General features: G+C 62.7%; 34 protein-coding genes. 4 read left to right on the top strand and 30 right to left on the bottom strand.

What is annotated here, in order from left to right:
- Positions 1 to 11: 11 nt before the first annotated feature.
- From rpsM to MRBLMD1_RS02895, 4 genes are all read right to left on the bottom strand, one after another.
- The gene (gene rpsM, locus MRBLMD1_RS02910; RefSeq protein WP_003803743.1) at positions 12 to 386 is read right to left on the bottom strand and encodes a 30S ribosomal protein S13; all 375 of its coding nucleotides are present in this window, start codon (positions 384 to 386) and stop codon (positions 12 to 14) included.
- 184 nt (positions 387 to 570) lie between these two features.
- Positions 571 to 684: a 50S ribosomal protein L36 gene (gene rpmJ / locus MRBLMD1_RS02905; RefSeq protein WP_009358722.1), complete on the bottom strand. Its 114-nt coding sequence runs from the start codon at positions 682 to 684 to the stop codon at positions 571 to 573.
- Between the two features lie 71 nt (positions 685 to 755).
- Positions 756 to 977, bottom strand: coding sequence for a translation initiation factor IF-1 (gene infA / locus MRBLMD1_RS02900; RefSeq protein WP_009358723.1), 222 nt, complete (start codon positions 975 to 977; stop codon positions 756 to 758).
- 171 nt (positions 978 to 1,148) lie between these two features.
- Entirely contained in the window at positions 1,149 to 2,084 is a 936-nt protein-coding gene (locus MRBLMD1_RS02895) for a P1 family peptidase (protein ID WP_364397303.1), read from the bottom strand.
- Between the two features lie 215 nt (positions 2,085 to 2,299).
- Here MRBLMD1_RS02895 and MRBLMD1_RS02890 point away from each other — a divergent pair, with 215 nt between their 5' ends.
- The 3 genes from MRBLMD1_RS02890 to MRBLMD1_RS02880 all read left to right on the top strand — a co-directional run bounded on the left by MRBLMD1_RS02890 (position 2,300) and on the right by MRBLMD1_RS02880 (position 5,600).
- Positions 2,300 to 3,259, top strand: a complete 960-nt coding sequence (locus MRBLMD1_RS02890; RefSeq protein WP_201302398.1) for a carbohydrate ABC transporter permease — start codon at positions 2,300 to 2,302, stop codon at positions 3,257 to 3,259.
- A complete protein-coding gene (locus MRBLMD1_RS02885; protein ID WP_414703657.1) occupies positions 3,256 to 4,176 on the top strand; it encodes a carbohydrate ABC transporter permease in 921 nt (306 codons plus the stop codon). Before MRBLMD1_RS02890 ends, MRBLMD1_RS02885 begins: the two co-directional genes overlap by 4 nt.
- Before the next feature lie 74 nt (positions 4,177 to 4,250).
- Entirely contained in the window at positions 4,251 to 5,600 is a 1,350-nt protein-coding gene (locus tag MRBLMD1_RS02880) for an ABC transporter substrate-binding protein (protein WP_224026661.1), read from the top strand.
- A 107-nt stretch (positions 5,601 to 5,707) separates the two neighbouring features.
- On the opposite strand, the gene map is transcribed toward MRBLMD1_RS02880, so the two are convergent.
- The 23 genes from map to rpsJ form a co-directional block, all read right to left on the bottom strand.
- Entirely contained in the window at positions 5,708 to 6,535 is an 828-nt protein-coding gene (gene map / locus MRBLMD1_RS02875) for a type I methionyl aminopeptidase (RefSeq protein WP_224026662.1), read from the bottom strand.
- A 73-nt stretch (positions 6,536 to 6,608) separates the two neighbouring features.
- Positions 6,609 to 7,178, bottom strand: a complete 570-nt coding sequence (locus tag MRBLMD1_RS02870; protein ID WP_201302397.1) for an adenylate kinase — start codon at positions 7,176 to 7,178, stop codon at positions 6,609 to 6,611.
- A 5-nt stretch (positions 7,179 to 7,183) separates the two neighbouring features.
- Positions 7,184 to 8,494, bottom strand: a complete 1,311-nt coding sequence (gene secY / locus MRBLMD1_RS02865; protein ID WP_159631367.1) for a preprotein translocase subunit SecY — start codon at positions 8,492 to 8,494, stop codon at positions 7,184 to 7,186.
- Between the two features lie 211 nt (positions 8,495 to 8,705).
- A complete protein-coding gene (gene rplO / locus MRBLMD1_RS02860; protein ID WP_013601817.1) occupies positions 8,706 to 9,191 on the bottom strand; it encodes a 50S ribosomal protein L15 in 486 nt (161 codons plus the stop codon).
- Positions 9,192 to 9,398 (bottom strand): 50S ribosomal protein L30, encoded by a 207-nt coding sequence (gene rpmD, locus MRBLMD1_RS02855; RefSeq protein WP_009358731.1) that lies wholly within the window; start codon positions 9,396 to 9,398, stop codon positions 9,192 to 9,194.
- Between the two features lie 2 nt (positions 9,399 to 9,400).
- On the bottom strand, positions 9,401 to 10,117 hold the full coding sequence (rpsE, locus tag MRBLMD1_RS02850; RefSeq protein WP_141159772.1) for a 30S ribosomal protein S5: 717 nt from the start codon (positions 10,115 to 10,117) through the stop codon (positions 9,401 to 9,403).
- The gene (gene rplR / locus MRBLMD1_RS02845) at positions 10,114 to 10,497 is read right to left on the bottom strand and encodes a 50S ribosomal protein L18 (protein WP_159631366.1); all 384 of its coding nucleotides are present in this window, start codon (positions 10,495 to 10,497) and stop codon (positions 10,114 to 10,116) included. Before rplR ends, rpsE begins: the two co-directional genes overlap by 4 nt.
- Before the next feature lie 2 nt (positions 10,498 to 10,499).
- Entirely contained in the window at positions 10,500 to 11,036 is a 537-nt protein-coding gene (rplF, locus tag MRBLMD1_RS02840) for a 50S ribosomal protein L6 (protein ID WP_159631365.1), read from the bottom strand.
- An 18-nt stretch (positions 11,037 to 11,054) separates the two neighbouring features.
- Positions 11,055 to 11,453: a 30S ribosomal protein S8 gene (rpsH, locus tag MRBLMD1_RS02835; protein WP_015937843.1), complete on the bottom strand. Its 399-nt coding sequence runs from the start codon at positions 11,451 to 11,453 to the stop codon at positions 11,055 to 11,057.
- An 82-nt stretch (positions 11,454 to 11,535) separates the two neighbouring features.
- Complete coding sequence (gene rplE, locus MRBLMD1_RS02830; protein ID WP_018769138.1) at positions 11,536 to 12,117, bottom strand: 50S ribosomal protein L5; 582 nt, start codon at positions 12,115 to 12,117, stop codon at positions 11,536 to 11,538.
- Positions 12,117 to 12,479: a 50S ribosomal protein L24 gene (gene rplX, locus MRBLMD1_RS02825; protein ID WP_364397292.1), complete on the bottom strand. Its 363-nt coding sequence runs from the start codon at positions 12,477 to 12,479 to the stop codon at positions 12,117 to 12,119. The genes rplE and rplX overlap by 1 nt, the downstream gene beginning before the upstream one ends.
- A 3-nt stretch (positions 12,480 to 12,482) precedes the next feature.
- Entirely contained in the window at positions 12,483 to 12,851 is a 369-nt protein-coding gene (gene rplN, locus MRBLMD1_RS02820) for a 50S ribosomal protein L14 (protein ID WP_003803789.1), read from the bottom strand.
- Positions 12,852 to 13,581: 730 nt separating this feature from the next.
- The gene (gene rpsQ / locus MRBLMD1_RS02815; RefSeq protein ID WP_043454607.1) at positions 13,582 to 13,887 is read right to left on the bottom strand and encodes a 30S ribosomal protein S17; all 306 of its coding nucleotides are present in this window, start codon (positions 13,885 to 13,887) and stop codon (positions 13,582 to 13,584) included.
- Positions 13,884 to 14,213 carry a 50S ribosomal protein L29 gene (rpmC, locus tag MRBLMD1_RS02810; protein WP_159631364.1) on the bottom strand — a complete coding sequence of 110 codons (330 nt, stop codon included), beginning with the start codon at positions 14,211 to 14,213 and terminating at the stop codon, positions 13,884 to 13,886. Before rpmC ends, rpsQ begins: the two co-directional genes overlap by 4 nt.
- A gap of 2 nt (positions 14,214 to 14,215) precedes the next feature.
- Positions 14,216 to 14,632: a 50S ribosomal protein L16 gene (gene rplP / locus MRBLMD1_RS02805; RefSeq protein ID WP_043454603.1), complete on the bottom strand. Its 417-nt coding sequence runs from the start codon at positions 14,630 to 14,632 to the stop codon at positions 14,216 to 14,218.
- Positions 14,633 to 15,463, bottom strand: coding sequence for a 30S ribosomal protein S3 (rpsC, locus tag MRBLMD1_RS02800; RefSeq protein ID WP_141942674.1), 831 nt, complete (start codon positions 15,461 to 15,463; stop codon positions 14,633 to 14,635). It abuts the gene before it with no gap.
- Positions 15,464 to 15,829 carry a 50S ribosomal protein L22 gene (gene rplV / locus MRBLMD1_RS02795; RefSeq protein WP_009358304.1) on the bottom strand — a complete coding sequence of 122 codons (366 nt, stop codon included), beginning with the start codon at positions 15,827 to 15,829 and terminating at the stop codon, positions 15,464 to 15,466.
- 38 nt (positions 15,830 to 15,867) lie between these two features.
- On the bottom strand, positions 15,868 to 16,149 hold the full coding sequence (rpsS, locus tag MRBLMD1_RS02790) for a 30S ribosomal protein S19 (RefSeq protein ID WP_003803803.1): 282 nt from the start codon (positions 16,147 to 16,149) through the stop codon (positions 15,868 to 15,870).
- 12 nt (positions 16,150 to 16,161) lie between these two features.
- Positions 16,162 to 17,001 carry a 50S ribosomal protein L2 gene (rplB, locus tag MRBLMD1_RS02785; protein WP_141159767.1) on the bottom strand — a complete coding sequence of 280 codons (840 nt, stop codon included), beginning with the start codon at positions 16,999 to 17,001 and terminating at the stop codon, positions 16,162 to 16,164.
- Between the two features lie 29 nt (positions 17,002 to 17,030).
- Positions 17,031 to 17,336, bottom strand: coding sequence for a 50S ribosomal protein L23 (gene rplW, locus MRBLMD1_RS02780; protein ID WP_011692807.1), 306 nt, complete (start codon positions 17,334 to 17,336; stop codon positions 17,031 to 17,033).
- Positions 17,333 to 17,953: a 50S ribosomal protein L4 gene (gene rplD / locus MRBLMD1_RS02775; protein WP_141159766.1), complete on the bottom strand. Its 621-nt coding sequence runs from the start codon at positions 17,951 to 17,953 to the stop codon at positions 17,333 to 17,335. Before rplD ends, rplW begins: the two co-directional genes overlap by 4 nt.
- A gap of 4 nt (positions 17,954 to 17,957) precedes the next feature.
- Positions 17,958 to 18,608 carry a 50S ribosomal protein L3 gene (gene rplC / locus MRBLMD1_RS02770; RefSeq protein ID WP_159631362.1) on the bottom strand — a complete coding sequence of 217 codons (651 nt, stop codon included), beginning with the start codon at positions 18,606 to 18,608 and terminating at the stop codon, positions 17,958 to 17,960.
- 17 nt (positions 18,609 to 18,625) lie between these two features.
- Positions 18,626 to 18,934, bottom strand: a complete 309-nt coding sequence (gene rpsJ / locus MRBLMD1_RS02765; protein WP_003803825.1) for a 30S ribosomal protein S10 — start codon at positions 18,932 to 18,934, stop codon at positions 18,626 to 18,628.
- A 397-nt stretch (positions 18,935 to 19,331) separates the two neighbouring features.
- On the opposite strand from rpsJ, the gene MRBLMD1_RS02760 reads away from it, so the two are divergent.
- Positions 19,332 to 20,768 carry a GH1 family beta-glucosidase gene (locus MRBLMD1_RS02760; RefSeq protein WP_364397285.1) on the top strand — a complete coding sequence of 479 codons (1,437 nt, stop codon included), beginning with the start codon at positions 19,332 to 19,334 and terminating at the stop codon, positions 20,766 to 20,768.
- A gap of 36 nt (positions 20,769 to 20,804) precedes the next feature.
- Here the strand turns inward: MRBLMD1_RS02760 and MRBLMD1_RS02755 are convergent, their stop codons facing one another.
- The 3 genes from MRBLMD1_RS02755 to tuf form a co-directional block, all read right to left on the bottom strand.
- Positions 20,805 to 22,055, bottom strand: coding sequence for an Nramp family divalent metal transporter (locus MRBLMD1_RS02755; RefSeq protein ID WP_307488092.1), 1,251 nt, complete (start codon positions 22,053 to 22,055; stop codon positions 20,805 to 20,807).
- Positions 22,056 to 22,162: 107 nt separating this feature from the next.
- Positions 22,163 to 22,288, bottom strand: coding sequence for a hypothetical protein (locus tag MRBLMD1_RS02750; RefSeq protein WP_256371453.1), 126 nt, complete (start codon positions 22,286 to 22,288; stop codon positions 22,163 to 22,165).
- 165 nt (positions 22,289 to 22,453) lie between these two features.
- Positions 22,454 to 23,644, bottom strand: a complete 1,191-nt coding sequence (tuf, locus tag MRBLMD1_RS02745) for an elongation factor Tu (protein WP_141159762.1) — start codon at positions 23,642 to 23,644, stop codon at positions 22,454 to 22,456.
- Between the last annotated feature and the right edge of the window lie 171 nt (positions 23,645 to 23,815).

The following is a 23,815-nucleotide window of genomic DNA, read 5'->3' as shown; positions in this document are numbered from 1 at the left end:
GAGCGGGGATTTTAACGGGCCTTCTTCTTGCCGGCGACGGTACGCTTCGGGCCCTTGCGGGTACGTGCGTTGGTCTTCGTACGCTGACCGCGTACGGGCAGGCCCTTGCGGTGGCGCAGGCCTTCGTAGCTGCCGATTTCAACCTTGCGGCGGATATCTGCTGCTACTTCGCGGCGAAGGTCACCCTCAACCTTGTAGTTGCCTTCAATGTAGTCACGCAGCTCAACCAGCTGGGCGTCAGTCAGGTCCTTGACGCGGACGTCAGCGCTGATGCCAGTGGCGGCCAGGGTTTCGTGTGCACGGGTCTTGCCCACGCCGTAGATGTAAGTAAGCGCAATTTCCAGCCGCTTTTCGCGGGGAATGTCTACGCCAGCGAGACGAGCCATAGTGGCAGTACTCCTTGATAAACCGGAGGTCGTAGGCAGTACACCCGCACGTTCCGTGCGGCCCCAGCCTCCGACCGGGGGTTAGCTGTCCGGACTCTTTCGAGCTCAATGTTCCAGATCAGCTTGTGCTGCCTTTATTTACTTGCGTGGGTTAGCAACCCAGGATTTCCTTCAGGGAAGGAAATTAGCCCTGGCGCTGCTTGTGGCGCGGGTTCTCGCAGATCACCATGACCCGGCCATTACGGCGGATCACTTTGCACTTTTCGCAGATCTGCTTGACGCTCGGCTTGACCTTCATGGCGTTCCTTTGCGTGTAGCAGTTTGGTCAACTGGAGCAGCAGTCAGTTTGCACTGCCGCCGCCCAGCAATTTACTTGTAGCGGTAGACGATACGACCACGGGTGAGGTCGTACGGGCTCAGCTCCACCACTACGCGGTCCTCAGGGAGGATTCGGATGTAGTGCTGACGCATCTTTCCAGAGATGTGTGCCAGAACGATGTGCTTGTTGGTGAGCTCAACGCGAAACATCGCGTTAGGCAGCGCCTCGGTCACAACGCCTTCGATCTCAATGACCCCGTCCTTCTTGGCCATACCCTCCGCTAACTGTTGTTGCCGCAGCCCCGCCGGATAGCACCGGGCATGACCACGAACGTTTTTGTTGGATCGATTGCCGTCTCCAAGCCCAAAAGGGCGTGGCAGTCCAGACAACCAACAAACAACACTACCCTGTTGGCCGGTAAAAGTTAAATCGGCCATAGTAGCCTACGCGGTGCCGTACGCACCATATTCGCCGGCCGGAGTGCTCACGGCACCAGCCGCCGCCACACCGTCCAGGATGGCCAAACGGACGACGTCGGCTGCCGCGCTTTGGAGCGTGATGAGACTGACCTGGCGGGCAGCGTCGTCGGAGCGGCCGAGTGCCACAGCACCGGTTGCCAGGCAGAAGACTGTGTCCCCGTCGGCCAGGGTATGGCTCGGGTTCAGCGCCCGGGCAATCCCGGCATGGGAAGCAGAGGCAGTCCTCTTACATTCGGCCACATCCAGAACGGCATTGGTGGCCACAACGACAAGGGTGGTGTTAAGGGGCGGCGCATCAGTGGTCTCCACGGAGAACTGCACCGCTGGTTCAAACGGGAGTCCGAGTGCGTTGACTATGGCCAGGGCTCCGACCACAACCCCGTCCCCGAGCGTGGCCGACGCTGTGCCAACTCCCCCTTTATATTGCCCCCGGCCGATCAGTGCCCCGGTGCCGGCACCCACGTTGCCCCGCCCGGCGTCGTGCCCCTCCTTTTGTGCTGCCGCGGCGGCCGTTGCCGCGTAGCCCATGTCCGGCGTCGGCCGTGCGGCGAAGTTCCCGCCCCTGCCGAGGTCGAAGATGGCCGCGGCGGGGACGATGGGCACCACTCCCCCGGGAACGGCAAAGCCGCGGCCGTTTTCCTCGCACCAGCGCTGAGCGCCCGCAGCGGACGCCAGCCCGTAGGCGCTGCCGCCCGTGAGGACCAGGGCGTCCACGGTGCCGACCAGGGTGGTGGGGTCAAGGGCGTCCGTTTCGTGCGTGGCCGGGCCGCCGCCCTGGACATCCACCGAGCCCACCGTGCCCGGCGGCGGCAGGACAACGGTAACGCCCGTCAGCCATCCGTCGGTGTCCTTCTGGACGTGGCCCACGCGGATGCCCGGGACATCGGTAATGGTTCCCATGCCCCTATTGTCCCCTCCGCTGGCGCGCCCCTGCCGCAACGGCGAACTTTATGCGAGACTGCAATCAACACAGCGTTAACGGGCGACGAAGCCTTGGATAACAGTTCCCTGACAAGGGCATATGCGGGTTTCAGCCCCCTGACGGTCTGGTGTAGTAGTCCCTAGATCAAGCCAGGGCCGGCCACGAGCAGGCTCCCAACCCGGGAGAGACACGCATGACCCGTCAACTCGCCCAGCACCCCGCCACCAAACCCAAGAGGCCCCCGGGGCGTTCGGCAAAAGTTCCACGACGGCGGTGGACCGCAAGGACCCGCCGCGACTTCTTTGTTTTCCTTGCCATGGCGCTGCCCAACCTGGTGCTGATCGCCGTCTTCACCTACCGGCCGCTGTTCAGCAACATGTACTACTCCACGTTGGACTGGACCCTCGGTTCCCCCACCGCCAGCGTGGTGGGCTTCGCCAACTACGTCACCTTCTTCACCAGCAACGATGCCCCGAAAGTCCTGGGCACCACCGCAGTGTTCACGCTGGTGACGGTGGGCGGTTCGATGATCCTGGGCCTGCTGGTTGCGCTGGCCTTGAACGCGAAGGTCCGCGGCACCACGTTCGCGCGCTCCGCCGTCTTTGCCCCCTACGTCCTCTCCGGCGTCGGCGTGGGCCTGGTGTGGCTGTTCATTTTTGATCCGGGCTACGGCGTCCTGGCCTGGCTGCTCCGGGGCATCGGGCAGCAGAGCCCGCAGTGGATCAACGATCCCCAGCTGTCGCTGGTCATGGTGATCCTGGTTTACGTGTGGAAGAACCTGGGCTACTGCGCGGTGGTGTACCTCGCCGGGCTCCAGTCGCTTCCGCAGGAGGTCATGGAGGCGGCGTCCCTCGACGGTGCCAACGGGTTCCGCCGCTTCGTCAGCATCTCGCTGCCGCTGCTGTCCCCCACCACGTTCTTCCTCCTGATCACCACCATGCTCAGCTCGCTGCAGGCCTTCGACCTCATCCGGATCATGACACCCCTGGGCACCGGCACCAGCACCCTGATTTACGAGGCATACCTCCAGGCCTTCGGGGCCTACAACAGGGCCGGCTACTCAGCGGCCATCTCGGTGGTCCTGTTTGCCATCCTCCTGGTGATCACCGTGCTCCAGCTGCGGTTCGTGGAACGAAAGGTTCATTACTCGTGACATCCCTATCACCGGTGAGCCCGGACCCCGCCGCTCCGGCCATCGCCGCACCGGACCCCGGCCTTCGCCGCGACCGGCCGTTCTCCCGCCGGAACCTTGTCCAGACCCTGGTCGGCGGCTACCTGCCGCTGCTGATCGCCACGCTGGTGGTGTTCCTTCCCCTGCTGTGGATGGTGCTCAGCTCCTTCAAGCAATCGGGCGAAATCGTCACCACCGACCTGAAGATCCTTCCGGAAAGCCTGAACCTGGAGAACTACCGGACCGCCATGACTACGGTCCCCTTCGGGCAGTTCTTCCTGAACAGCACCATCGTCACCCTGTCAGGGGCAACCATCAAGGTGCTCCTGGCCATCCTGACGGCGTACGCCCTGGTCTTTGTCCGCTTCCCGTTCCGGAACTTCATCTTCCTGCTGATCCTGGTGGCCCTCATGGTGCCGCCGCAGGTATCCATCCTGCCCAACTTCATCCTGATCGCGGGGATCGGCGGGAAGAACACCCTGTGGGGCATCATCCTGCCCGGCCTTGGCACCGCGTTCGGCACGTTCCTGCTGCGGCAGCACTTCCGTACCCTGCCCGCCTCCATTCTCGAATCTGCAGAGATGGACGGTGCCGGGCACTGGCGCCGGCTGTGGCAGATCGTGGTCCCCGTCTCCGTGCCTTCCATTGCCACGGTAGCCCTGGTGACCATCGTGACCGAGTGGAACGACTACATCTGGCCGCTGATCATCACGGACCGGCCGGAAACCATGACCTTGCCGGTGGGCCTCACCCTCCTGCAGAACAACGAGAGCAACGCCGCCGGCTGGGGTGTCCTCATGGCCGGGGCAGTCCTGGTCATCGTTCCCATCCTGATCATCTTCGCGGCCCTGCAGCGCTACATCGTGGCGGGCCTCACCCAAGGCAGCGTGACCGGCTAAGCCGCCGGCCGCCGTCGTACTACCCAACCTCCAAGTACTCCCCCTTCCGCAGGCAACAACCGAAAGGAACTGTCATGACACTTCACCTGGACCGGAGGCACTTCCTGGGCCTGGCAGGGCTCACCGCCTCTGCCGCAGCCCTGGCCGCATGCGGCGGACCTTCTACAAGCGGCGGTGGACAGGCCACGTCCCAGGCGGCCGATATCGACTTCAGCGGCGTGAAGCCTGCTGCCAAAATCGACTTCTGGTCCAGCCACCCCGGACAGTCCCAGGATGTGGAAAAGAGCCTGATCGAGAAGTTCCAGGCCAAGAACCCGGGCATCGCCGTCAACCTGGTCACCGCCGGGGCCAACTACGAGGAAATCGCCCAGAAGTTCCAGACCGCGCAGGCAGCCAAGTCCGGCCTCCCGGGTGTCGTTGTCCTCTCCGACGTTTGGTGGTTCCGGTACTACACCAACGGCAGCATCATTCCGGTGGACAGCCTGACCAAGCAGCTGAACATGAAGATGGACGATTTCCAGCAGTCACTGGTCAATGACTACAAGTACGACGGAAAGCAGTGGGCGCTGCCCTACGGCCGGTCAACGCCGCTGTTCTACTACAACAAGGACCACTTCGCGGCAGCCGGGATCCCGGACCGTGCTCCCAAGACCTGGCAGGAATTCGGCGAGTGGGCACCCAAGCTGAAGGCAAGCTCCGGCGCCCAGTACGCCTACATCTATCCGGCTCTGGCCGGCTACGCGGGCTGGACCCTGCAGAATATGCTCTGGGGCTGGGGCGGGGGCTGGTCCAAGGAATGGGACATCACCTGCGACTCCGCCGAATCCGTCGCCGCGCTGCAGTGGGCCCAGGACTCGATCTACAAGGACAAGTGGGCGGGTGTCTCGTCCAAGGAAGCGGCCGACGATTTCTCCGCAGGCCTGACTTCGGCCACCATCGCCTCCACGGGCTCGCTGCTGGGCATCCTGAAGTCGGCCAAGTTCAACGTGGGTGTCGGCTTCCTGCCCGGCGGCCCCAAGGCGACCTCCAACGTCTGCCCCACGGGTGGTGCAGGCCTGGGCATCCCCAGCGGCATTTCCAAGGAGGAACAGCTGGCCGCCGGGATGTTCCTGGACTTCGTCACCCAGCCGGAGAGCACCGCGGAGTTTTCCGCCGCCACCGGCTACATGCCCACCCGCAAGTCGGCCGACATGAAGGCGGTCCTGGCCAAGACGCCGCAGATCCAGACCGCAGTGGACCAGCTCGCGGTGACCAAGGTCCAGGACAACGCCCGCGTGTTCCTGCCCGGTGCTGACCAGGAGATGGCAAAGGCCGCTGCGAAGATCCTCACCCAGCAAGGCGACGTCAAGTCCACCATGACGGACCTGAAGACCACCCTGCAGGGTATCTACGACCGGGACGTGAAGCCGAAGCTGAAGTCCTAGCCGCTGTCGAAACGCGAAAGCCCTGGCGGGACCCGGATCCGGGTCCTGCCAGGGCTTTTGTGCGTCACGCAGAAAAATGCGCGTAGAAGAGGGGGAAGCGTGTCCCCTTAGGGGATCGGCACCGGGGTGACGCCCAGGGGCACCAGGTGCTCCGCACCGCCGTCGGGCGCCGACAGCACCCAGATGCCCTTCTCGTGCACTGCCACGGAGTGCTCCCACTGGCAGGAGCGCTTGCCGTCGGTGGTTACCACGGTCCAGTCATCCTCCAGGACTGCGGTCTCGATGCCGCCCCGGACCAGCATGGGTTCAATGGCAAGGCACAGGCCAGGCTTGATCTTGGGGCCCCGGTGGTTGGTGCGGTAGTTCAGGACGTCCGGGGCCATGTGCATCTCGGAGCCGATGCCGTGGCCCACGTAGTCCTCCAGGATGCCCAGCGGCTTGCCGGGGACGGAGGAGACGTAGTCGTCAATGGCGGCGCCGATGTCCCCCACGTGCGAGCCGCCGGCCAGGGCAGCGATCCCCCGCCACATGGCGGCCTGGGTGACGTCCGAGAGGCGCTGGTCTTCCGGGTCCGCTGTTCCCACGATCACCGTGCGCGCGGAATCCGAATGCCAGCCGTTGACGATCGCGCCGCCATCGATGGAGATGATGTCGCCGTCCTGCAGGACGCGGCTGCCCGGAATGCCGTGCACCACTTCCTCATTGACGGACGTGCAGATGGTGGCCGGGAAGCCGTGGTAGCCGAGGAAGTTGGACTTGGCGCCTGCCTCGTTGAGGACGGCGGCGAAGACATCGTCCAGGTGCTTGGTGGTGACCCCCGGCACCGCGGCGGCAACGGCGGCATCCAGTGCACGGCTGAGAACCAGGCCGGCCTCGTGCATGGTGCGCATCTGGGCGTTGTTCTTGTATTCGATGCGGGGCTGGCCGAAGGCCATGATGTTTCCTTTCAAATGGCTGAGGCTCCTCCCGGATGCCGGGAGGAGCCTCGATAAAACCGGGCGCCTTGGGTCAGGCGGCCTGTGCGGCCTTGATGGCCTGCATCACGCGGTTGGTTACTTCGTCGATCGGACCGATTCCGTCAACCTTGGTGAGGATGCCGCGGTCGGCGTACTTCGCCACCACAGCTTCGGTCTGCTCGTGGTAGAGGTCCAGGCGGTGGCGGATGACGGCTTCGTTGTCGTCGCTCCGGCCCGTTTCCTTGGCCCGGCCCAGGAGGCGGTGTACCAGCTCCTCGTCGTCGGCAGTCAGCTGCAGGACCACGTCGAGCTTCTCGTCGCCGTCGGCGAGGATCTCGTCAAGGTAGTCCACCTGCGCGGTGGTGCGCGGGTAGCCGTCCAGCAGGAAGCCGTTCTCGACATCGGACTCGTTCAGGCGGTCACGGACCATCTTGTTGGTCACGCTGTCCGGGACGAAGTCACCGTTGTCCATGTACTTCTTGGCCTCGACGCCGAGCGGGGTTTCGCCCTTCACGTTGGCACGGAAGATGTCGCCGGTGGAGATGGCCACAACGCCGAGGCGTTCTGAAATCCGCTCCGCCTGCGTTCCTTTTCCGGAACCGGGAGGTCCAATAATCAGCATTCTCGTCATCGCAAAAGCCCTTCGTAGTGACGTTGTTGTAGCTGCGCATCAATCTGCTTTACGGTCTCCAACCCAACGCCCACCATGATCAGGATCGAGGTGCCACCGAACGGGAAGTTCTGGTTTGCGTTGATCAGCACGAGTGCCACCAGCGGGATCAATGCCACGAAGCCCAGGTAGAGGGCGCCGGGCAGGGTGATCCGTGAGAGCACGTACTGCAGGTAGTCAGCGGTCGGCCTGCCGGCGCGGATACCTGGGATGAAGCCGCCGTACTTCTTCATGTTGTCTGAGACTTCTTCAGGGTTGAAGGTAATCGCGACGTAGAAGTAGGTGAAGAACACGATCAGGACGAAATAAACCGCCATGTAGATCGGGTGGTCACCGCGGGTGAGGTTGTTGTTAATCCACTCAACCCACGGTTGCATGGGCTCGCCGTTCCGGGGCTGGTTGAACTGAGCGATCAGTCCGGGAATGTAGAGCATGGAGGAAGCGAAGATCACCGGAATGACACCGGCCATGTTCACCTTGATGGGAATGTAGGTACTGGTGCCGCCCACAGTGCGGCGTCCGATCATCCGCTTGGCGTACTGCACCGGGATGCGGCGCTGTGACTGCTCGACGAAGACCACCAGGGCCACGGTGAGCAGACCCACCACCAGGACCAAGAAGAAGGTTCCCGGTCCCTGCGAGGTCCAGATGGCACCCAGGGAGGTGGGGAACTGGGCGGCGATGGAGGTGAAGATGAGCAGCGACATGCCGTTGCCCACGCCCTTCTCCGTGACGAGCTCGCCCATCCACATGATCAGGCCGGTGCCTGCCGTGAGCGTGATGATGATCAGGATGGTGGTGATGATGCTGCTGTCAGGGATCACCGGCAGCTGGCAGCCGGGAAGCAGCTGCCCTGAGCGGGCCAGGGACACCAGCGTAGTGGCGTTGAGCAGGCCCAGGGCGATGGTGAGGTAACGGGTGTACTGGGTCAGCTTGGACTGTCCCGACGCGCCCTCTTCGTATAGCTGCTGGAACCGGGGAATGACCACCCGGAGCAGCTGCACGATGATGCTGGCCGTGATGTAGGGCATGATGCCCAGGGCGAAGATGGACACCTGGAGCAACGCGCCGCCGCTGAAGAGGTTAACGAGCTGGTACAGCCCGCCGGCGGTCTGACCGTTCTGCAAGCATTGCTGGACATTCTGGTAGTTCACACCGGGCGAGGGAATGAAAGCACCCAAGCGGAAGATGGTGATGATTCCCAGCGTGAACAACAACTTGCGTCGCAGATCAGGCGTGCGAAAGGCCCGGCCAAATGCGCTAAGCAAGCGTCCTCCTGTGGTGTCAATAAGGGTGGGGGTGGCGGAATTTGATAAATCCCGACATCCGAGTCTAACGGGTCTATGTGCCGAGCGAACAATCCGGGCCGGCCGGCATGCGCCGGAAGGCGGGAATTGTTCGCCAGGCGGATACGAAAAACTCCCGGTATCCGGGGCCGAAGCCCGCGGATACCGGGAGTTTTACAGCTGGCGCCGTCCTTTACAGGGCGGTGGTGCTTCCGCCTGCTGCAGCAATCTTTTCGGCGGCGCTGGCCGAGAATGCGTGGGCGGTGACGTCAACCTTGACGGTGATGTCGCCGGTGCCCAGCACCTTGACGGGCTGGTTCTTGCGAACGGCACCCTTTTCGACCAGGTTCTCCACGGTGACTGCGCCACCTTCCGGGAACAGCTCGTTGAGCTTGTCCAGGTTTACCACCTGGAACTCGACCCGGAACGGGTTCTTGAAGCCACGCAGCTTGGGCAGGCGCATGTGCAGCGGCAGCTGGCCGCCGGCAAAGCCAGCCTTCACCTGGTAGCGGGCAGCCGTACCCTTGGTACCGCGGCCGGCGGTCTTACCCTTGGATGCCTCACCACGACCAACACGGGTCTTGGCGGTCTTGGCACCCGGTGCGGGACGCAGGTGGTGAACCTTCAGGGCGTTCTGCTTCTCAGCAGCCTGCGCCTTATCAGCAGTGTTCTCTGCCATTTACTTCGCCTCCTCTACCTTTACCAGGTGCGGAACCGTGTTGAGCATTCCAACGGTTACGGCGTCGGCGGTGCGGACAACAGTGTGTCCGATCCGCTTCAGGCCGAGGGACCGCAGGGTGTCGCGCTGGTTCTGCTTGCCGCCAATGGCGGACTTGATCTGAGTGATTTCCAACTGAGCGTCCGAGGGGACCAGGTTCTTAGCCAAGACTAAACACCTGCCTTCGGAGCCAGGAGGGCCTTCACCAACGCTGCCGGAGCGATCTCGTCCAGCGGCAGGCCGCGGCGTGCTGCCACTGCTGCCGGCTCTTCGAGGCGCTTCAGGGCATCAACGGTCGCGTGAACGATGTTGATGGCGTTGGAGGAACCGAGCGACTTGGAGAGGATGTCGTGGATGCCCACGCACTCCAGTACTGCACGGACCGGACCACCGGCGATAACACCGGTACCGGCGGAAGCCGGACGCAGCATTACGACGCCGGCAGCGGCTTCACCCTGAACGCGGTGCGGGATGGTGTTGCCAACGCGGGGAACGCGGAAGAAGGACTTCTTGGCCTCTTCAACGCCCTTGGCGATAGCAGCGGGAACTTCCTTGGCCTTGCCGTAGCCCACGCCGACCATACCGTTACCGTCACCAACGACGACCAGTGCGGTGAAGCTGAAGCGACGACCACCCTTGACGACCTTGGAGACGCGGTTGATGGTGACAACGCGCTCTACGAACTGGTTCTTTTCGGCTTCACGGCCACCGTCGCGGCCGCCACGGCCACCGCGGTCGCCGCGGCCCTGGCCACGGTCGCCACGCTCGCCGCGACGGGCGCCACCACGGCGGTCCTCGGCAGCGGGGGCAGTGGTCTCAGCAGCTGCGGCTTCGGGCGCCTTCTGATCTGCAGACACAGTGTCCTTTTCCTTGTTTGCTTCGGTCACAGTGACAGCCCACCTTCGCGTGCACCGTCAGCGACGGCGGCGATCCGGCCGTGGTACTTGTTACCACCACGGTCGAACACAACAGCCTCGACGCCGGCAGCCTTGGCACGTTCGGCAACGAGCTCGCCAACGCGCTTGGCCTTGGCAGTCTTGTCACCGTCGAATGCACGAAGGTCAGCTTCCAGAGTGGACGCGCTTGCTACGGTCTGGCCAATGGTGTCATCGACAACCTGGACAAATACGTGGCGTGCGGAGCGGTTGACCACCAGGCGGGGGCGGACAGCCGTACCGGAAATGCGCTTGCGGATACGAAGCTGGCGGCGGCTGCGACCAGCAGCCTTGCTCTTGTTCGTACGCTTCTTGTTAATGGAGATGGCCATGGTTACTTACCAGCCTTTCCGACCTTGCGGCGGATGACTTCGCCGGCGTAACGGATGCCCTTGCCCTTGTACGGGTCAGGCTTCCGCAGCTTGCGAATGTTGGCAGCGACCTCGCCGACCTGCTGCTTGTTGATACCTGAGACAGAGAGCTTGGTCGGTCCCTCTACTGCAAAGGTGATGCCGGCCGGAGCCGAAACGTTGACCGGGTGGCTGTAGCCCAGAGCGAACTCAAGGTCAGATCCCTTGGCCTGAACGCGGTAACCGGTACCGACGATTTCAAGCTTCTTCTCGTAGCCTGCGGTGACGCCCTGGATCATGTTGGCGATCAGGGTGCGGGTCAGGCCGTGGAGCGAACGGGAGGCGCGCTCGTCGTTCGGGCGGCTGACGGTCAGGGTGTTCTCGTCCAGGGCAACCTCGATGGGGCTGGCCACAGTGTGGGTCAGCTCCCCCTTGGAACCCTTGACGCTGACGACAGAGCCGTCAACCTTGACCTCAACGCCGGCAGGAACGGTGATGGGGAGACGTCCAATACGTGACATTATTCTCTTCCTTTCCCGTTACCAGACGTACGCGAGGACTTCGCCGCCCACGCCCTTCTTGCCGGCCTGCTTGTCAGTCAGGAGGCCGGAAGAGGTGGACAGGATAGCGATACCCAGGCCACCGAGCACGTGCGGGAGGTTAGTGGACTTCGCGTAAACGCGGAGACCCGGCTTGGAGATGCGGCGTACACCGGCGATGGAACGCTCGCGGTTCGGACCGAACTTGAGGTCCAGGGTCAGCTTCTTGCCAACCTCGGCGTCCTCTTCCTTCCAGCCGGCGATGAAACCTTCGGCCTTGAGGATGTCGGCAACGCGCGCCTTGAGCTTGCTGTAAGGCATAGACACGGAGTCGTGGTATGCCGAGTTTGCGTTACGCAGGCGCGTAAGCATATCTGCGACAGGATCTGTCATTGTCATGTGGGCTCATGCCCTTCCTCATAACGGTTTCCGCCGTTCCATTCCCGGGGGAGCGGAGCGGCCGGACCTTTTACGTAGTTAATTAAGCTTCGGTTTTGAACGGGAAACCAAGCGCCTTGAGCAGCGCGCGGCCTTCGTCATCGGTCTTGGCAGTGGTGACAACCGTGATGTCCATACCGCGGACGCGGTCGATCTTGTCCTGGTCGATTTCGTGGAACATAACCTGCTCGGTCAGACCGAAGGTGTAGTTGCCGTTGCCATCGAACTGCTTGCCGCTGAGGCCGCGGAAGTCGCGGATACGGGGCAGAGCCAGGGTGACCAGGCGGTCCACGAATTCCCACATGCGGTCGCCACGCAGGGTAGCGTGTGCACCGATGGGCATGCCTTCACGCAGCTTGAACTGTGCGATCGACTTGCGGGCCTTGGTAACCTGCGGCTTCTGGCCGGTGATCTGGGTGAGGTCGCGGACAGCGCCGTCGATCAGCTTGGAGTCCTTGGCGGCATCTCCAACACCCATGTTCACAACAACCTTCACCAGACGGGGTACCTGGTTCACGTTCTCGTACTTGAATTCATCCTGGAGCGTTGCCTTGATGGATTCGGCGTACTTGGTCTTCAGACGAGGAACGATCTTCGTTGCCGGAGTCTCGAGAGTCTCAGTCATTAGATGTCCTTCCCGGAGCTCTTGGACACGCGGACGCGGACGGTCTTCTTGACACCGTTCTTCTCCACAGTGTCGAGGCGGAAGCCCACACGGGTCGGCTTCTTGGTCGACGGGTCAACCAGGGCCACGTTCGAAATGTGGATCGGGGCCTCTACGACCTCGATGCCGCCGGTCTTGGTGCCGCGCTGCGACTGTCCAACACGGGTGTGCTTGGTGACGCGGTTGATACCCTCAACCAGCACGCGGTTGGTGTCGGTGAAGACGCGCAGAACCTTGCCCTGCTTGCCACGGTCGCCGCCGCGCTCAGCCTTGGCGCCAGTGATGACCTGAACCAGGTCACCCTTCTTGATCTTTGCAGCCATGGACTAGAGCACCTCCGGAGCCAGAGAAACGATCTTCATGAACTTCTTGTCACGCAGTTCACGACCAACCGGTCCGAAGATACGGGTACCGCGGGGGTCACCGTCGTTCTTCAGGATCACAGCTGCGTTCTCGTCAAACTTGATGTAGGAACCATCCGCACGGCGGCGTTCCTTCTTGGTACGGACGATGACGGCCTTGACCACATCGCCCTTCTTTACGTTGCCGCCCGGGATTGCATCCTTGACGGTGGCGACAATGACGTCACCGATGCCTGCGTAGCGACGGCCAGATCCACCGAGAACGCGAATGGTAAGGATTTCCTTAGCACCCGTGTTGTCGGCGACCTTGAGTCGCGACTCCTGCTGAATCACTATTTACTCCTTGCGTCGCGCCGGTTCTCAGGCCGTGATGTTGCTACGGAATGAGCCTTGCGGAACGGTTGATCGGGGTGTCTCTTGACCTGCCTGGATTTTGCCAGACCAGGCCTAAACGCCCGTGCCAGAAGCAGTTGCTCCCACCCGGTCCGGGACGGATCCCGGGCGCACAGGGGCACTATGCTGTGGCACGCTTGTTTACGAGGTTGATGATGGCGCGCGAAAGGCGCCATACAAACTCAATATCCTAGCATGTTTTCCGCCAGTCCCCATATCACCACCGTCCCCTGCCCGGCAAGACGGACGACGGCGTGACGCAGGCCAGCCTTTCCGCCCGCCTAAGGTGCCGCTCCCCCGCCAGCACAACGCCCCATCACCTCCTGCAGCAAAACAACCAACGCCCGATCACCTCCAGCAGCAAAACAACCAACGCCCGATCACCTCCAGGCGTACCGGCGACGGGAAGTGATGGGGCGTCGCCGAAAAGGCGGTAATAAGTGATGGGGCGTCGCCGAAAAAGCGGTAGTAAGTGATGGGGCGTTTAGGCGGGACGGACGACGGCGTCACGCAGGGCAGCCTTTCGGCCCGCTAACGGTGCCGCTCCCCCGCCAGGCGTGGCGCCGCCGTCGTCCGCTTCACTCAAAAGCTGCCTGGCGTGACGCCCGCGTTAAGCGAGGAAGCCCCCGCTCCCGGAAGGGAGCAGGGGCTTCCAGCGAAGCAGCAGGTGCTACTTGGCCTTTTCGAGGATTTCCACGAGCCGCCAATTCTTGGTGGCGGACAGCGGACGGGTCTCGGCGATGACAACGAGGTCGCCGATGCCGGCGGTGTTCTCTTCGTCGTGTGCCTTGACCTTGGAGGTGCGGCGGATGACCTTGCCGTACAGTGCGTGCTTCACGCGGTCTTCAACCTCGACAACGATGGTCTTTTCCATCTTGTCGGAGACCACGTAACCGCGACGGGTCTTGCGGTAACCGCGCTGCCCAGCCTTGGCTTCGGTAGCAGTTTCGGTCACGTTCTGGTCCTTTTCACTCACTTGGCGTCCTCCTCGGTCTCAGCCTTTTCAGCCTTTTCGGCCTTCTTGGTTGAAGCCTTCTTGGACTTCTTCTCTTCCTTGGCTTCCACAACCGGTGCGGCAACCTCGGCACGAATGCCCAGCTCGCGTTCGCGGAGAACGGTGTAGATGCGTGCGATGTCCTTCTTTACCGCGCGCAGGCGACCGTGGTTCTCCAGCTGTCCGGTGGCGGACTGGAAACGCAGGTTGAACAGCTCTTCCTTGGCCTTGCGGAGTTCTTCAACGAGACGCTCGTTGTCGAAACCGTCCAGCTGTGCGGGAGCCAGATCCTTGGATCCTACTGCCATTTCTATTCACCACCCTCGCGACGCACGATGCGTGCCTTCAACGGCAGCTTGTGGATTGCCAGGCGCAGGGCCTCGCGAGCTACCTCTTCATTGACACCGGAGAGTTCGAACAGAACCCGGCCCGGCTTGACGTTGGCGACCCACCATTCCGGTGAACCCTTACCGGAACCCATGCGGGTTTCGGCAGGCTTCTTGGTCAGCGGACGGTCCGGGTAGATGTTGATCCAGACCTTACCGCCACGCTTGATGTGGCGGGTCATTGCGATACGAGCGGACTCGATCTGACGGTTGGTGACGTATGCCGGGCTCAGTGCCTGGATGCCGTACTCACCGAAGGAGACCTGGGTGCCGCCCGTAGCAGCGCCGGAACGACCCGGGTGGTGCTGCTTACGGTGCTTTACTCGACGTGGGATAAGCATTTAAGCCTGTCCTCCTTCTGCAGCAGCAGGTGCTGCTTCAACTGCCGGTGCTTCGGCAGCAGGAGCTGCTTCAGCGGCCGGACGGTCGTTGCGACGGCGGCGGTCACCGCGGTCCGCGCCACCCGGGCGGCCGGGACGCTCGCCACGGCCACCGCGGGACGGTGCGGCAGCAGCCTGTGCAGCCAGTTCCTTGGCGGTGACGTCACCCTTGTAGATCCAGACCTTCACACCGATGCGGCCGAAGGTGGTCTTGGCTTCGTAGAAGCCGTAGTCGATGTTCGCGCGGAGGGTGTGCAGGGGCACACGGCCTTCGCGGTAGAACTCCGAGCGGGACATTTCAGCGCCACCCAGGCGGCCCGAGCAGGCGATACGGATGCCCTTGGCACCTGCACGCTGTGCGGACTGCATGGCCTTCTTCATCGCACGGCGGAACGCCACGCGGGAAGTCAGCTGCTCTGCAACGCCCTGGGCCACAAGCTGGGCTTCCATCTCGGGGTTCTTGACCTCGAGGATGTTCAGCTGGACCTGCTTGCCAGTGAGCTTTTCGAGCTCGCCGCGGATGCGGTCTGCTTCTGCTCCACGGCGGCCGATGACGATGCCGGGACGGGCCGTGTGGATGTCCACGCGGACGCGGTCACGGGTGCGCTCGATCTCGACCTTGGCGATGCCGGCGCGCTCCATGCCCGTGGACATGAGCTGGCGGATGCGGATGTCTTCGCGAACGAAGTCCTTGTACCGCTGGCCGGCCTTGGTGCTGTCAGCGAACCAGTGCGATACGTGATCGGTGGTGATGCCGAGTCGGAACCCGTGCGGGTTTACTTTCTGTCCCACTTAGCGAGCCTCCTCTTTCTCCGGGGTAGCGACTACCACGGTGATGTGGCTGGTGCGCTTCTTGATCTGAAATGCACGACCCTGGGCACGCGGCTGGAACCGCTTCATGGTCGGGCCTTCATCAACAAACGCTTCGCTGATGATGAGGTCGCCTTCGTCAAACGCCACGCCGTCGCGGTCCGCGAGGACCCGGGCGTTGGAGATTGCTGACTGAACTACCTTGAATACCGGCTCCGAAGCTGCCTGCGGGGCAAACTTCAGAATTGCCAGAGCCTCATTCGCTTGCAATCCACGAACAAGGTTGACGACGCGCCGGGCCTTCATAGGCGTTACGCGGATGTGGCGCGCAATTGCCTTGGCTTCCATTGCTTTCCTTCTCTCGTCTTTGACGTAAACGCAGGCGCCTAGCGGCGCTTGCCCTTACGGTCGTCCTTGACATGGCCGCGGAATGTCCGCGTGGGAGCGAATTCGCCGAGCTTGTGCCCGACCATCGACTCAGTGACAAACACCGGGATGTGCTTGCGTCCGTCGTGTACGGCGATCGTGTGTCCGAGCATGTCGGGGATGATCATCGAACGGCGGGACCAGGTCTTGATGACGTTCTTGGTGCCCTTTTCGTTTTCCCTGGCTACCTTCACAAAGAGGTGCTGGTCAACGAAAGGACCTTTTTTCAGGCTGCGTGGCATGTGTCCAGGCTCCTATCGCTTGTTCTTGCCAGTACGACGGCGACGCACAATAAGCTTGTCGCTCTCTTTGTTGGGGCGGCGGGTGCGGCCTTCCCGCTTACCGTTCGGGTTGACGGGGTTACGTCCACCGGACGTCTTACCCTCGCCACCACCGTGCGGGTGGTCGACCGGGTTCATGGCGACACCACGGACGGTCGGGCGAACGCCCTTCCACCGCATACGGCCGGCCTTGCCCCAGTTGATGTTCGACTGCTCGGCGTTGCCGACCTCGCCGACGGTTGCGCGGCAGCGCACGTCAACGTTGCGGATTTCGCCGGAAGGCAGACGCAGCTGGGCGAAGCGGCCTTCCTTGGCAACAAGCTGGATGGATGCGCCGGCGGAGCGGCCCATCTTGGCGCCGCCACCCGGGCGCAGTTCAACTGCGTGGATGACAGTACCCACCGGGATGTTGAGCAGGGGCAGGTTGTTACCGGGCTTGATGTCAGCACCGGCACCTGCCTCGACAACGTCACCCTGGGCGAGCTTGTTGGGAGCGATGATGTAACGCTTGGTGCCATCAACGTAGTGCAAGAGGGCGATGCGAGCCGTGCGGTTCGGATCGTACTCGATTTCGGCAACGCGGGCGTTGACGCCGTCCTTGTCGTGGCGACGGAAGTCGATCAGACGGTACTGGCGCTTGTGTCCGCCACCCTTGTGACGGGTGGTGATCTTACCGGAGTTGTTACGGCCGCCCTTTTTGGGCAGCGGACGTACCAACGACTTTTCCGGCGTCGACCGCGTAATTTCGGTGAAGTCCGCTACGCTCGAGCCACGACGGCCCGGGGTAGTCGGCTTGTACTTACGGATTCCCATAATTTATTTCCTCGTTAAAGTGGTCTCCGCTACGCGAGCGGACCGCCGAAGATGTCGATGGTGCCTTCTTTGAGGGTGACAATCGCACGCTTGGTGTTCTTGCGGGTACCCCATCCGAATTTGGTGCGCTTGCGCTTACCGGCACGGTTGATGGTGTTGATCGATTCGACCTTGACGGAGAAGATCTTCTCCACGGCCAGCTTGATCTCGGTCTTGTTCGAACGGGGGTCCACCAGGAAGGTGTACTTGCCCTCGTCGATCAGGCCGTAGCTCTTTTCCGACACGACGGGTGCAAGCACGACGTCGCGGGGATCCTTGATGGTGGCTGCACTCACTTGGCATCCTCCTCGTTCTTAGCTGCCTTAGCGGCAACGAATGCGTCGTAGGCAGCCTTGGTGAAGACAACGTCATCAGAGACGAGAACGTCGTAGGTGTTCAGCTGGTCTGCGTACAGAACGTGAACGCCGGCGAGGTTGCGCACGGACAGTGCAGCAACGTCGTTATCGCGCTCGATGACGACCAGCAGGTTCTTGCGGTCGGAAACACCGCGGAGCGTTGCCAGCGCGGTCTTGGCGGAGGGCTTGGTGCCTTCAACCAGTTCTGCGACAACGTGGATGCGACCGTTGCGGGCCCGGTCAGACAGTGCGCCGCGCAGTGCAGCAGCAATCATCTTCTTGGGGGTGCGCTGGCTGTAGTCACGCGGGGTCGGACCGTGGACAATGCCACCGCCGGTCATGTGAGGAGCACGGATGGAACCCTGACGGGCGCGGCCGGTACCCTTCTGCTTGAACGGCTTGCGTCCTGCACCGGAAACTTCAGCGCGGGTCTTGGTCTTGTGGGTACCCTGGCGTGCAGCAGCGAGCTGGGCAACGACGACCTGGTGCAGCAGCGGCACGTTGGTCTGAACGTCGAAGATCTCTGCAGGCAGGTCAACCTGGACAGTGTTAGCCATTGAACTAGGCTCCCTTCACGGCGGTGCGTACGAAGACGACCTGGCCGCGGGCGCCGGGGACGGCACCCTTGATCAGGAGCAGCGACTTCTCGACGTCAACCGCGTGGACCGTGAGGTTCAGCGTGGTGTGACGAACGGCGCCCATGCGGCCGGCCATTTTCATGCCCTTGAAGACGCGGCTCGGGGTGGATGCGCCACCGATTGAACCGGGCTTACGGTGGTTCTTGTGGGCACCGTGGGAAGCGCCAACGCCGTGGAAGCCGTGACGCTTCATAACACCGGCGAAGCCCTTACCCTTGGTGGTCCCGACGACGTCGATCTTCTGGCCGGCTTCGAAGAGCTCTACAGAGAGCTCCTGGCCCAGCTCGTACTCGGCAGCATCTGCGGTACGAAGTTCGACGACGTGGCGGCGAGGCGTGACGCCTGCCTTTTCAAAGTGACCAGCCAGCGGCTTGGTGACCTTGCGGGGATCGATCTGGCCGTAGCCGATCTGAACGGCGACGTAGCCATCAACATCTGCGTTGCGCAGCTGGGTGATGACGTTCGAGTCTGCCTGGACCACAGTGACGGGGATGAGCTTGTTGTTCTCGTCCCAGACCTGGGTCATGCCGAGCTTCGTGCCCAGCAGGCCCTTTACGTTACGGGTTGCGGTCATAGTCTCTCAGCACCTCCCTACAGCTTGATTTCGATGTTCACGTCAGCCGGCAGGTCGAGACGCATGAGCGAGTCGACAGCCTTCGGCGTGGGATCGATGATGTCGATAAGACGCTTGTGCGTGCGCATTTCAAAGTGCTCGCGGCTGTCCTTGTACTTGTGCGGAGAGCGGATAACGCAGTACACGTTCTTCTCCGTCGGCAGCGGCACGGGGCCGACTACCGTTGCGCCTGCGCGCGTGACCGTCTCAACGATCTTCCGTGCTGAAACGTCAATGACCTCGTGGTCGTATGACTTCAGCCGGATGCGGATTTTTTGTCCCGCCATGTCGCCTGACTCTCTTTCAGTCTGTGCTTCCCCGGTTTAGGGCTGCCCTGTTCACTTACTCGTTGTATGGCTGCCGAAGCATTTGAGGTCGTAACCACCATCCGCCGCACAAACTGAATCCGGATAAATCCGGGTTCCTCACCTTGCCGGCGCAACCGACCCCCGCGGTCGGGCGTGTCGCGCTGAACACGCATACAAATCCGCAATTCCATTGGGGTGGGTTATGTTTGGTCTTCAACTTGGACCCTGCACCCGGCATTATCCGGATCGGGACGCGAAGAAGCGCTTGAACAACTCATCTAGTATGCCGGAAAAGCCGGGCAGATGCGAATTGGCACCCGGGCCGCCGCCTGCACGCCCCATTGCAGTGGAAAGAAACCGGCTGGATGATAGGGGCATGACCCTGGAAGGCACTGAAGCGGTGACGGAACTGGCCGGGCGCGTGCCGGCGTCGTTCACCCTGGGCGTCGCCGCCGCGGCGTTCCAAATCGAAGGCGCGCTGAAGGACGGGGGCCGCGGCCCCTCGGGGTGGGATGCCTTCGCGGAAAAGCCCGGCGCCATCATGGACGGGCACTCCCCCGCCGTGGCCTGCGACCACTACAACCGGCTGCCGGAGGATGTGGCGCTGCTCAAGGAGCTGGGCGTTGATTCCTACCGGTTCTCGCTTTCCTGGCCACGGATCCAGCCCGACGGCCGGGGCAGCTTCAATGCCGAAGGCCTGGATTTCTACGACCGCCTCATCGACCAGCTCCTCGATGCCGGCATCTCCCCGATGGCCACCCTGTACCACTGGGACACCCCCCTGCCGCTGGAACACCGTGGCGGGTGGCTGAACCGCGACACCGCCCAAAGGTTCGGCGACTACGCCCGGGCCGCCGGTGAGCGGTTCGGCGACCGTGTGGCCCAGTGGGTCACCCTCAACGAACCGGTCTCGGTCACCCTCAATGGCTACGCCCTCGGGGTGCACGCGCCGGGGCGCCGGTTGATGTTCGATGCCCTTCCCGCCATCCACCACCAGCTCCTGGCGCACGGGCTCGGCGTGCAGGCGCTGAGGGCGGCCGGAGTGGCGGGCGGCGTTGGCCTGACCAACCTGCACTCCCCCGTCAGGCCCGCCACCCGGAAGATCGGCGACCGGCTCGTCGCGCACCTGTACGACCTTCTGATGAACAGGATCTACGCCGATCCCGTCCTGCTAGGCCGCTATCCCTCACTGCCCCTGTACGCCAAGCCCTGGCTGCGCTCCATCGGCAGAATCTCCGATGCCGACCTGAGGACCATCCACCAGCCCCTGGACTTCTACGGGCTCAATTACTACTTCCCGGTGAAGGTGGCCCTGGGGCCGGGCATCACCCCCATGCCTGCGGACATGCACAAGGAAATCGCCAAGCTGCCCTTCCACGAAGTGGGTTATCCGGAGTACGGCAGCACCGGCTTCGGTTGGCCCGTGGCACCGGAGCACCTGGGGGTCCTGCTGCGGGAAATGAGGGACCGGTACGGAGAGGCGCTTCCGCCGATGTACATCACCGAGGGCGGAGCCAGCTTTCCTGAACCCGACAGGGTTTCAGAGACGCTGGAGGACACCGACCGCGTCGAGTATCTGGCTGCGCACTTGGGGACAGCTCTTGAAGCTACTGCTCCCGGCGGCATGGCCGAGGGCGTTGACCTGCGCGGCTATTACGTGTGGACACTAATGGACAATTTCGAGTGGGCCGCCGGCTACTCGCAGCGTTTTGGCCTGGTGCACGTGGACTTCGATTCACTGGAGCGGACCCCCAAACGGTCCTTCTACTGGTACCAGGCGCTGTCACGCGCCCGGGGCCACCGGCGGGACTAGCCGGCGGGCTACCAGCGGCATGTCACTGCCGACATGTCACTGGAGGCCCAGCACTGTAAGGAAGATCAGCACGCAGTTCAGTCCCACGATGAGCGTGGCGCTCGTCCAGCCCGCAATCCGAAGCGGTTTCGAGTCCGCGTGGATGCCCATCACCTTGCGGCTGCCGGTGAGGCGGATCAGCGGAATGAGCGCGAACGGGATGCCGAAACTCAGGAGGACCTGGCTCAGGACCAAGGCCAGCGTTGGTTCAATGCCGGCGCCCAGGACCAGCAGAGCCGGGATCAGGGTGAGCGTGCGGCGCATCAGCAGCGGAATCCTGACCTTCAGCAGCCCGCCCATGATGGTGGCCCCCGCGTAGCACCCCACCGACGTGGACGCCAGGCCCGAGGCCAGGAGGCCAATGGCGAATACGACGCCGATGACGGGCCCCAGTGCCGACGTCACGGCTGCGTGCGCTCCGGCAATGGTGTCCGTCCCCTCCACTCCGCGAAGGCTGGTGGCGGCCAGCAGCAGCATGGCTATATTGACGATTCCGGCAAGCAGCAGGGCACCGGCGACATCCACGCGGGTGGCCCGGATCAACCGCGTCCTGACTGCCGGGTCTTCGGAGAAGCCGTGACGGTCGCGGGCCAGGGCCGAGTGCAGGTAGATCGCGTGCGGCATGACGGTGGCTCCGAGCATGCTGGCTGCGAGCAGGACGGTATCGGTTCCCTCGAAGCGTGGCACAAGGCCGGCGATGGCACCACCGGCATCCGGTGGCGCGACGAACAGGCCCGAAACAAACCCGACGGCAATCACGCCGAGCAGGGTCAGAATGGCGAGCTCGAAGGACTTCTGGCTCCGGTTCGACTGCAGTGCCAGCAGCAGCATGGACGCCAGGCCGATGATGAACCCGCCCGTGAGCAGGGGCAGGCCGAACAGCAGGTTGAGCGCAACGGCGCCGCCAATGACTTCCGCCATATCCGTGGCCCCGGCAACGATCTCAGCCTGCACCCAGTAGGCACGGCGCCGCCCGGTTCCCAGGCGTTTGCCGAGGATTTCCGGAAGGCTCATTCCGGTGGCCAGGCCCAGCTTGGCCGACTGGTACTGGATCAGCACCGCCATGGCATTGGCTGCCACCAGAACCCAGACGAGCAGGTACCCGAAGTTTGCGCCGGCAGTCAGGTTAGCCGCCACGTTCCCCGGGTCCACATACGCGATGGCGGCCACGAACGCGGGCCCCAGCAGCAGGAGGCGGGACCACACTTTGGTGGAGGCGGATTCCGCCGCCAATGTTGAAACAGCCATCACGTGTCCTCGTCGTTGCGGGCGTCAATAAGACGAGGATACCGCGAATTTAGGTATACCGAAAAGTAGGAATAAGGCATACCAGCAATGGGCGCTGCCAACCCACGTTACTGGTTCTTGTTTGCCCTGTTGATCCGCTTGGCCCGGTCGATCTCGTGCCGGAAATTCCTTTTGACCCAGAACACCCCGGCCACGACGGCCACCGCGATGATCAAGAAAATAAGCCACCCCATAAGGATCTCCTTTCAGTGCTGCAACAGTATCAGTGGCCCCTCCCGGCAGCACCCGCGGGGTCCCCGCCAAAAAGGGTAAAAGAAAGCCCCGCTGCTTGGAGCAGCGGGGCTTTCTTTGTGGATTCAGCGCGGGCCGGGGCCCGGTGGATCCTCTATCAGCAAGTACTACTTGATGATCTTGGTAACGCGTCCCGACCCAACGGTGCGGCCGCCTTCGCGGATAGCGAAGCCGAGGCCCTCTTCCATAGCGATGGGCTGGATGAGCGCAACGGTCATCTCAGTGTTGTCGCCAGGCATAACCATTTCCGTGCCCTCGGGCAGGGTGATAACGCCAGTTACGTCCGTGGTACGGAAGTAGAACTGCGGGCGGTAGTTGGAGTAGAACGGGTTGTGACGTCCGCCTTCGTCCTTGGAGAGGATGTAGACGTTGGCCTCGAAGTCGGTGTGCGGGGTGATGGAACCCGGCTTGACGACAACCTGGCCACGCTCGACATCGTCGCGCTTCAGACCGCGGAGCAGCAGGCCACAGTTCTCGCCGGCCCATGCTTCGTCGAGCTGCTTGTGGAACATCTCGATACCGGTAACCGTGGTCTTCTGGACCGGGCGGATGCCGACGATCTCGACCTCGGAGTTGATGGCGAGGGTTCCACGCTCGGCGCGGCCCGTAACAACGGTGCCACGGCCGGTGATGGTGAAGACGTCTTCGATCGGCATCAGGAACGGCTTGTCGCGGTCACGTACGGGGTCCGGAACGGACTCGTCGACAGCAGCCATCAGGTCCTCAACGGACTTGACCCACTCGGGGTCGCCTTCCAGGGCCTTCAGGCCTGAAACGCGGACAACCGGAGCGTTGTCGCCATCGAAGCCCTGCGAGCTGAGGAGCTCACGAACTTCCATTTCGACGAGGTCGAGGAGTTCCTCGTCATCGACCATGTCAGCCTTGTTCAGTGCGACCAGCAGGTAGGGAACACCAACCTGGCGGGCCAGCAGAACGTGCTCGCGGGTCTGAGCCATCGGGCCGTCGGTAGCGGCAACCACGAGGATTGCGCCGTCCATCTGGGCAGCACCGGTGATCATGTTCTTGATGTAGTCAGCGTGACCGGGGGCGTCTACGTGTGCGTAGTGACGCTTCTCGGTCTGGTACTCCACGTGGGAGATGTTGATGGTAATACCGCGCTGACGCTCTTCGGGTGCAGAGTCGATCGACGCGAAGTCACGCTTCTCGTTGAGATCCGGGTACTTGTCGTACAGCACCTTGGAAATGGCGGCCGTCAGCGTCGTCTTACCGTGGTCAACGTGACCAATGGTGCCGATGTTGACGTGCGGCTTAGTCCGCTCGAACTTTGCCTTTGCCACAGGTTCCTCCTAGAACGTTTTCAAATAGCTTGCCCTCCAGCCGCGCTTATCGCGGTAGAACTCAGGCAAGTCTACTTGGGGGGCTTTGGATTGGTGAAATTGCAGATTCAGGAACTAATACTAATCCCCTGAGCCTGTTCGTGCAGGGGCCGGAATCCGGCCGGATTACTC

The organism is Pseudarthrobacter sp. LMD1-1-1.1, assembly GCF_040676255.1.
In the GTDB taxonomy this organism is placed as follows: domain Bacteria; phylum Actinomycetota; class Actinomycetes; order Actinomycetales; family Micrococcaceae; genus Arthrobacter.
Note: the sequence above shows the minus strand (reverse complement) of the source record. Positions and strands in the feature narration are given on the sequence as shown.

What these genes read in the sequence shown, in the direction of transcription:
- rpsJ (WP_003803825.1), bottom strand. Translation starts at nt 18,934, where the DNA reads ATGGCGGGACAAAAAATCCGCATCCGGCTGAAGTCATACGACCACGAG.
- rplO (WP_013601817.1), bottom strand. Translation starts at nt 9,191, where the DNA reads ATGGCAGAGAACACTGCTGATAAGGCGCAGGCTGCTGAGAAGCAGAAC.
- rpmJ (WP_009358722.1), bottom strand. Translation starts at nt 684, where the DNA reads ATGAAGGTCAAGCCGAGCGTCAAGCAGATCTGCGAAAAGTGCAAAGTG.
- rplE (WP_018769138.1), bottom strand. Translation starts at nt 12,117, where the DNA reads ATGACTGAGACTCTCGAGACTCCGGCAACGAAGATCGTTCCTCGTCTG.
- rpsH (WP_015937843.1), bottom strand. Translation starts at nt 11,453, where the DNA reads ATGACAATGACAGATCCTGTCGCAGATATGCTTACGCGCCTGCGTAAC.
- MRBLMD1_RS02750 (WP_256371453.1), bottom strand. Translation starts at nt 22,288, where the DNA reads ATGGGGTGGCTTATTTTCTTGATCATCGCGGTGGCCGTCGTGGCCGGG.
- rpmC (WP_159631364.1), bottom strand. Translation starts at nt 14,213, where the DNA reads ATGGCAGTAGGATCCAAGGATCTGGCTCCCGCACAGCTGGACGGTTTC.
- rplP (WP_043454603.1), bottom strand. Translation starts at nt 14,632, where the DNA reads ATGCTTATCCCACGTCGAGTAAAGCACCGTAAGCAGCACCACCCGGGT.
- rplR (WP_159631366.1), bottom strand. Translation starts at nt 10,497, where the DNA reads ATGGCCATCTCCATTAACAAGAAGCGTACGAACAAGAGCAAGGCTGCT.
- MRBLMD1_RS02755 (WP_307488092.1), bottom strand. Translation starts at nt 22,055, where the DNA reads ATGGCTGTTTCAACATTGGCGGCGGAATCCGCCTCCACCAAAGTGTGG.
- MRBLMD1_RS02760 (WP_364397285.1), top strand. Translation starts at nt 19,332, where the DNA reads ATGACCCTGGAAGGCACTGAAGCGGTGACGGAACTGGCCGGGCGCGTG.
- rplV (WP_009358304.1), bottom strand. Translation starts at nt 15,829, where the DNA reads ATGGAAGCCAAGGCAATTGCGCGCCACATCCGCGTAACGCCTATGAAG.
- map (WP_224026662.1), bottom strand. Translation starts at nt 6,535, where the DNA reads ATGGCCTTCGGCCAGCCCCGCATCGAATACAAGAACAACGCCCAGATG.
- rpsM (WP_003803743.1), bottom strand. Translation starts at nt 386, where the DNA reads ATGGCTCGTCTCGCTGGCGTAGACATTCCCCGCGAAAAGCGGCTGGAA.
- MRBLMD1_RS02890 (WP_201302398.1), top strand. Translation starts at nt 2,300, where the DNA reads ATGACCCGTCAACTCGCCCAGCACCCCGCCACCAAACCCAAGAGGCCC.
- MRBLMD1_RS02870 (WP_201302397.1), bottom strand. Translation starts at nt 7,178, where the DNA reads ATGCTGATTATTGGACCTCCCGGTTCCGGAAAAGGAACGCAGGCGGAG.
- rplC (WP_159631362.1), bottom strand. Translation starts at nt 18,608, where the DNA reads ATGACCGCAACCCGTAACGTAAAGGGCCTGCTGGGCACGAAGCTCGGC.
- rplB (WP_141159767.1), bottom strand. Translation starts at nt 17,001, where the DNA reads ATGGGAATCCGTAAGTACAAGCCGACTACCCCGGGCCGTCGTGGCTCG.
- rplF (WP_159631365.1), bottom strand. Translation starts at nt 11,036, where the DNA reads ATGTCACGTATTGGACGTCTCCCCATCACCGTTCCTGCCGGCGTTGAG.
- rplX (WP_364397292.1), bottom strand. Translation starts at nt 12,479, where the DNA reads ATGGCTGCAAAGATCAAGAAGGGTGACCTGGTTCAGGTCATCACTGGC.
- rpsS (WP_003803803.1), bottom strand. Translation starts at nt 16,149, where the DNA reads ATGCCACGCAGCCTGAAAAAAGGTCCTTTCGTTGACCAGCACCTCTTT.
- infA (WP_009358723.1), bottom strand. Translation starts at nt 977, where the DNA reads ATGGCCAAGAAGGACGGGGTCATTGAGATCGAAGGCGTTGTGACCGAG.
- rplD (WP_141159766.1), bottom strand. Translation starts at nt 17,953, where the DNA reads ATGGCTAACACTGTCCAGGTTGACCTGCCTGCAGAGATCTTCGACGTT.
- MRBLMD1_RS02880 (WP_224026661.1), top strand. Translation starts at nt 4,251, where the DNA reads ATGACACTTCACCTGGACCGGAGGCACTTCCTGGGCCTGGCAGGGCTC.
- MRBLMD1_RS02895 (WP_364397303.1), bottom strand. Translation starts at nt 2,084, where the DNA reads ATGGGAACCATTACCGATGTCCCGGGCATCCGCGTGGGCCACGTCCAG.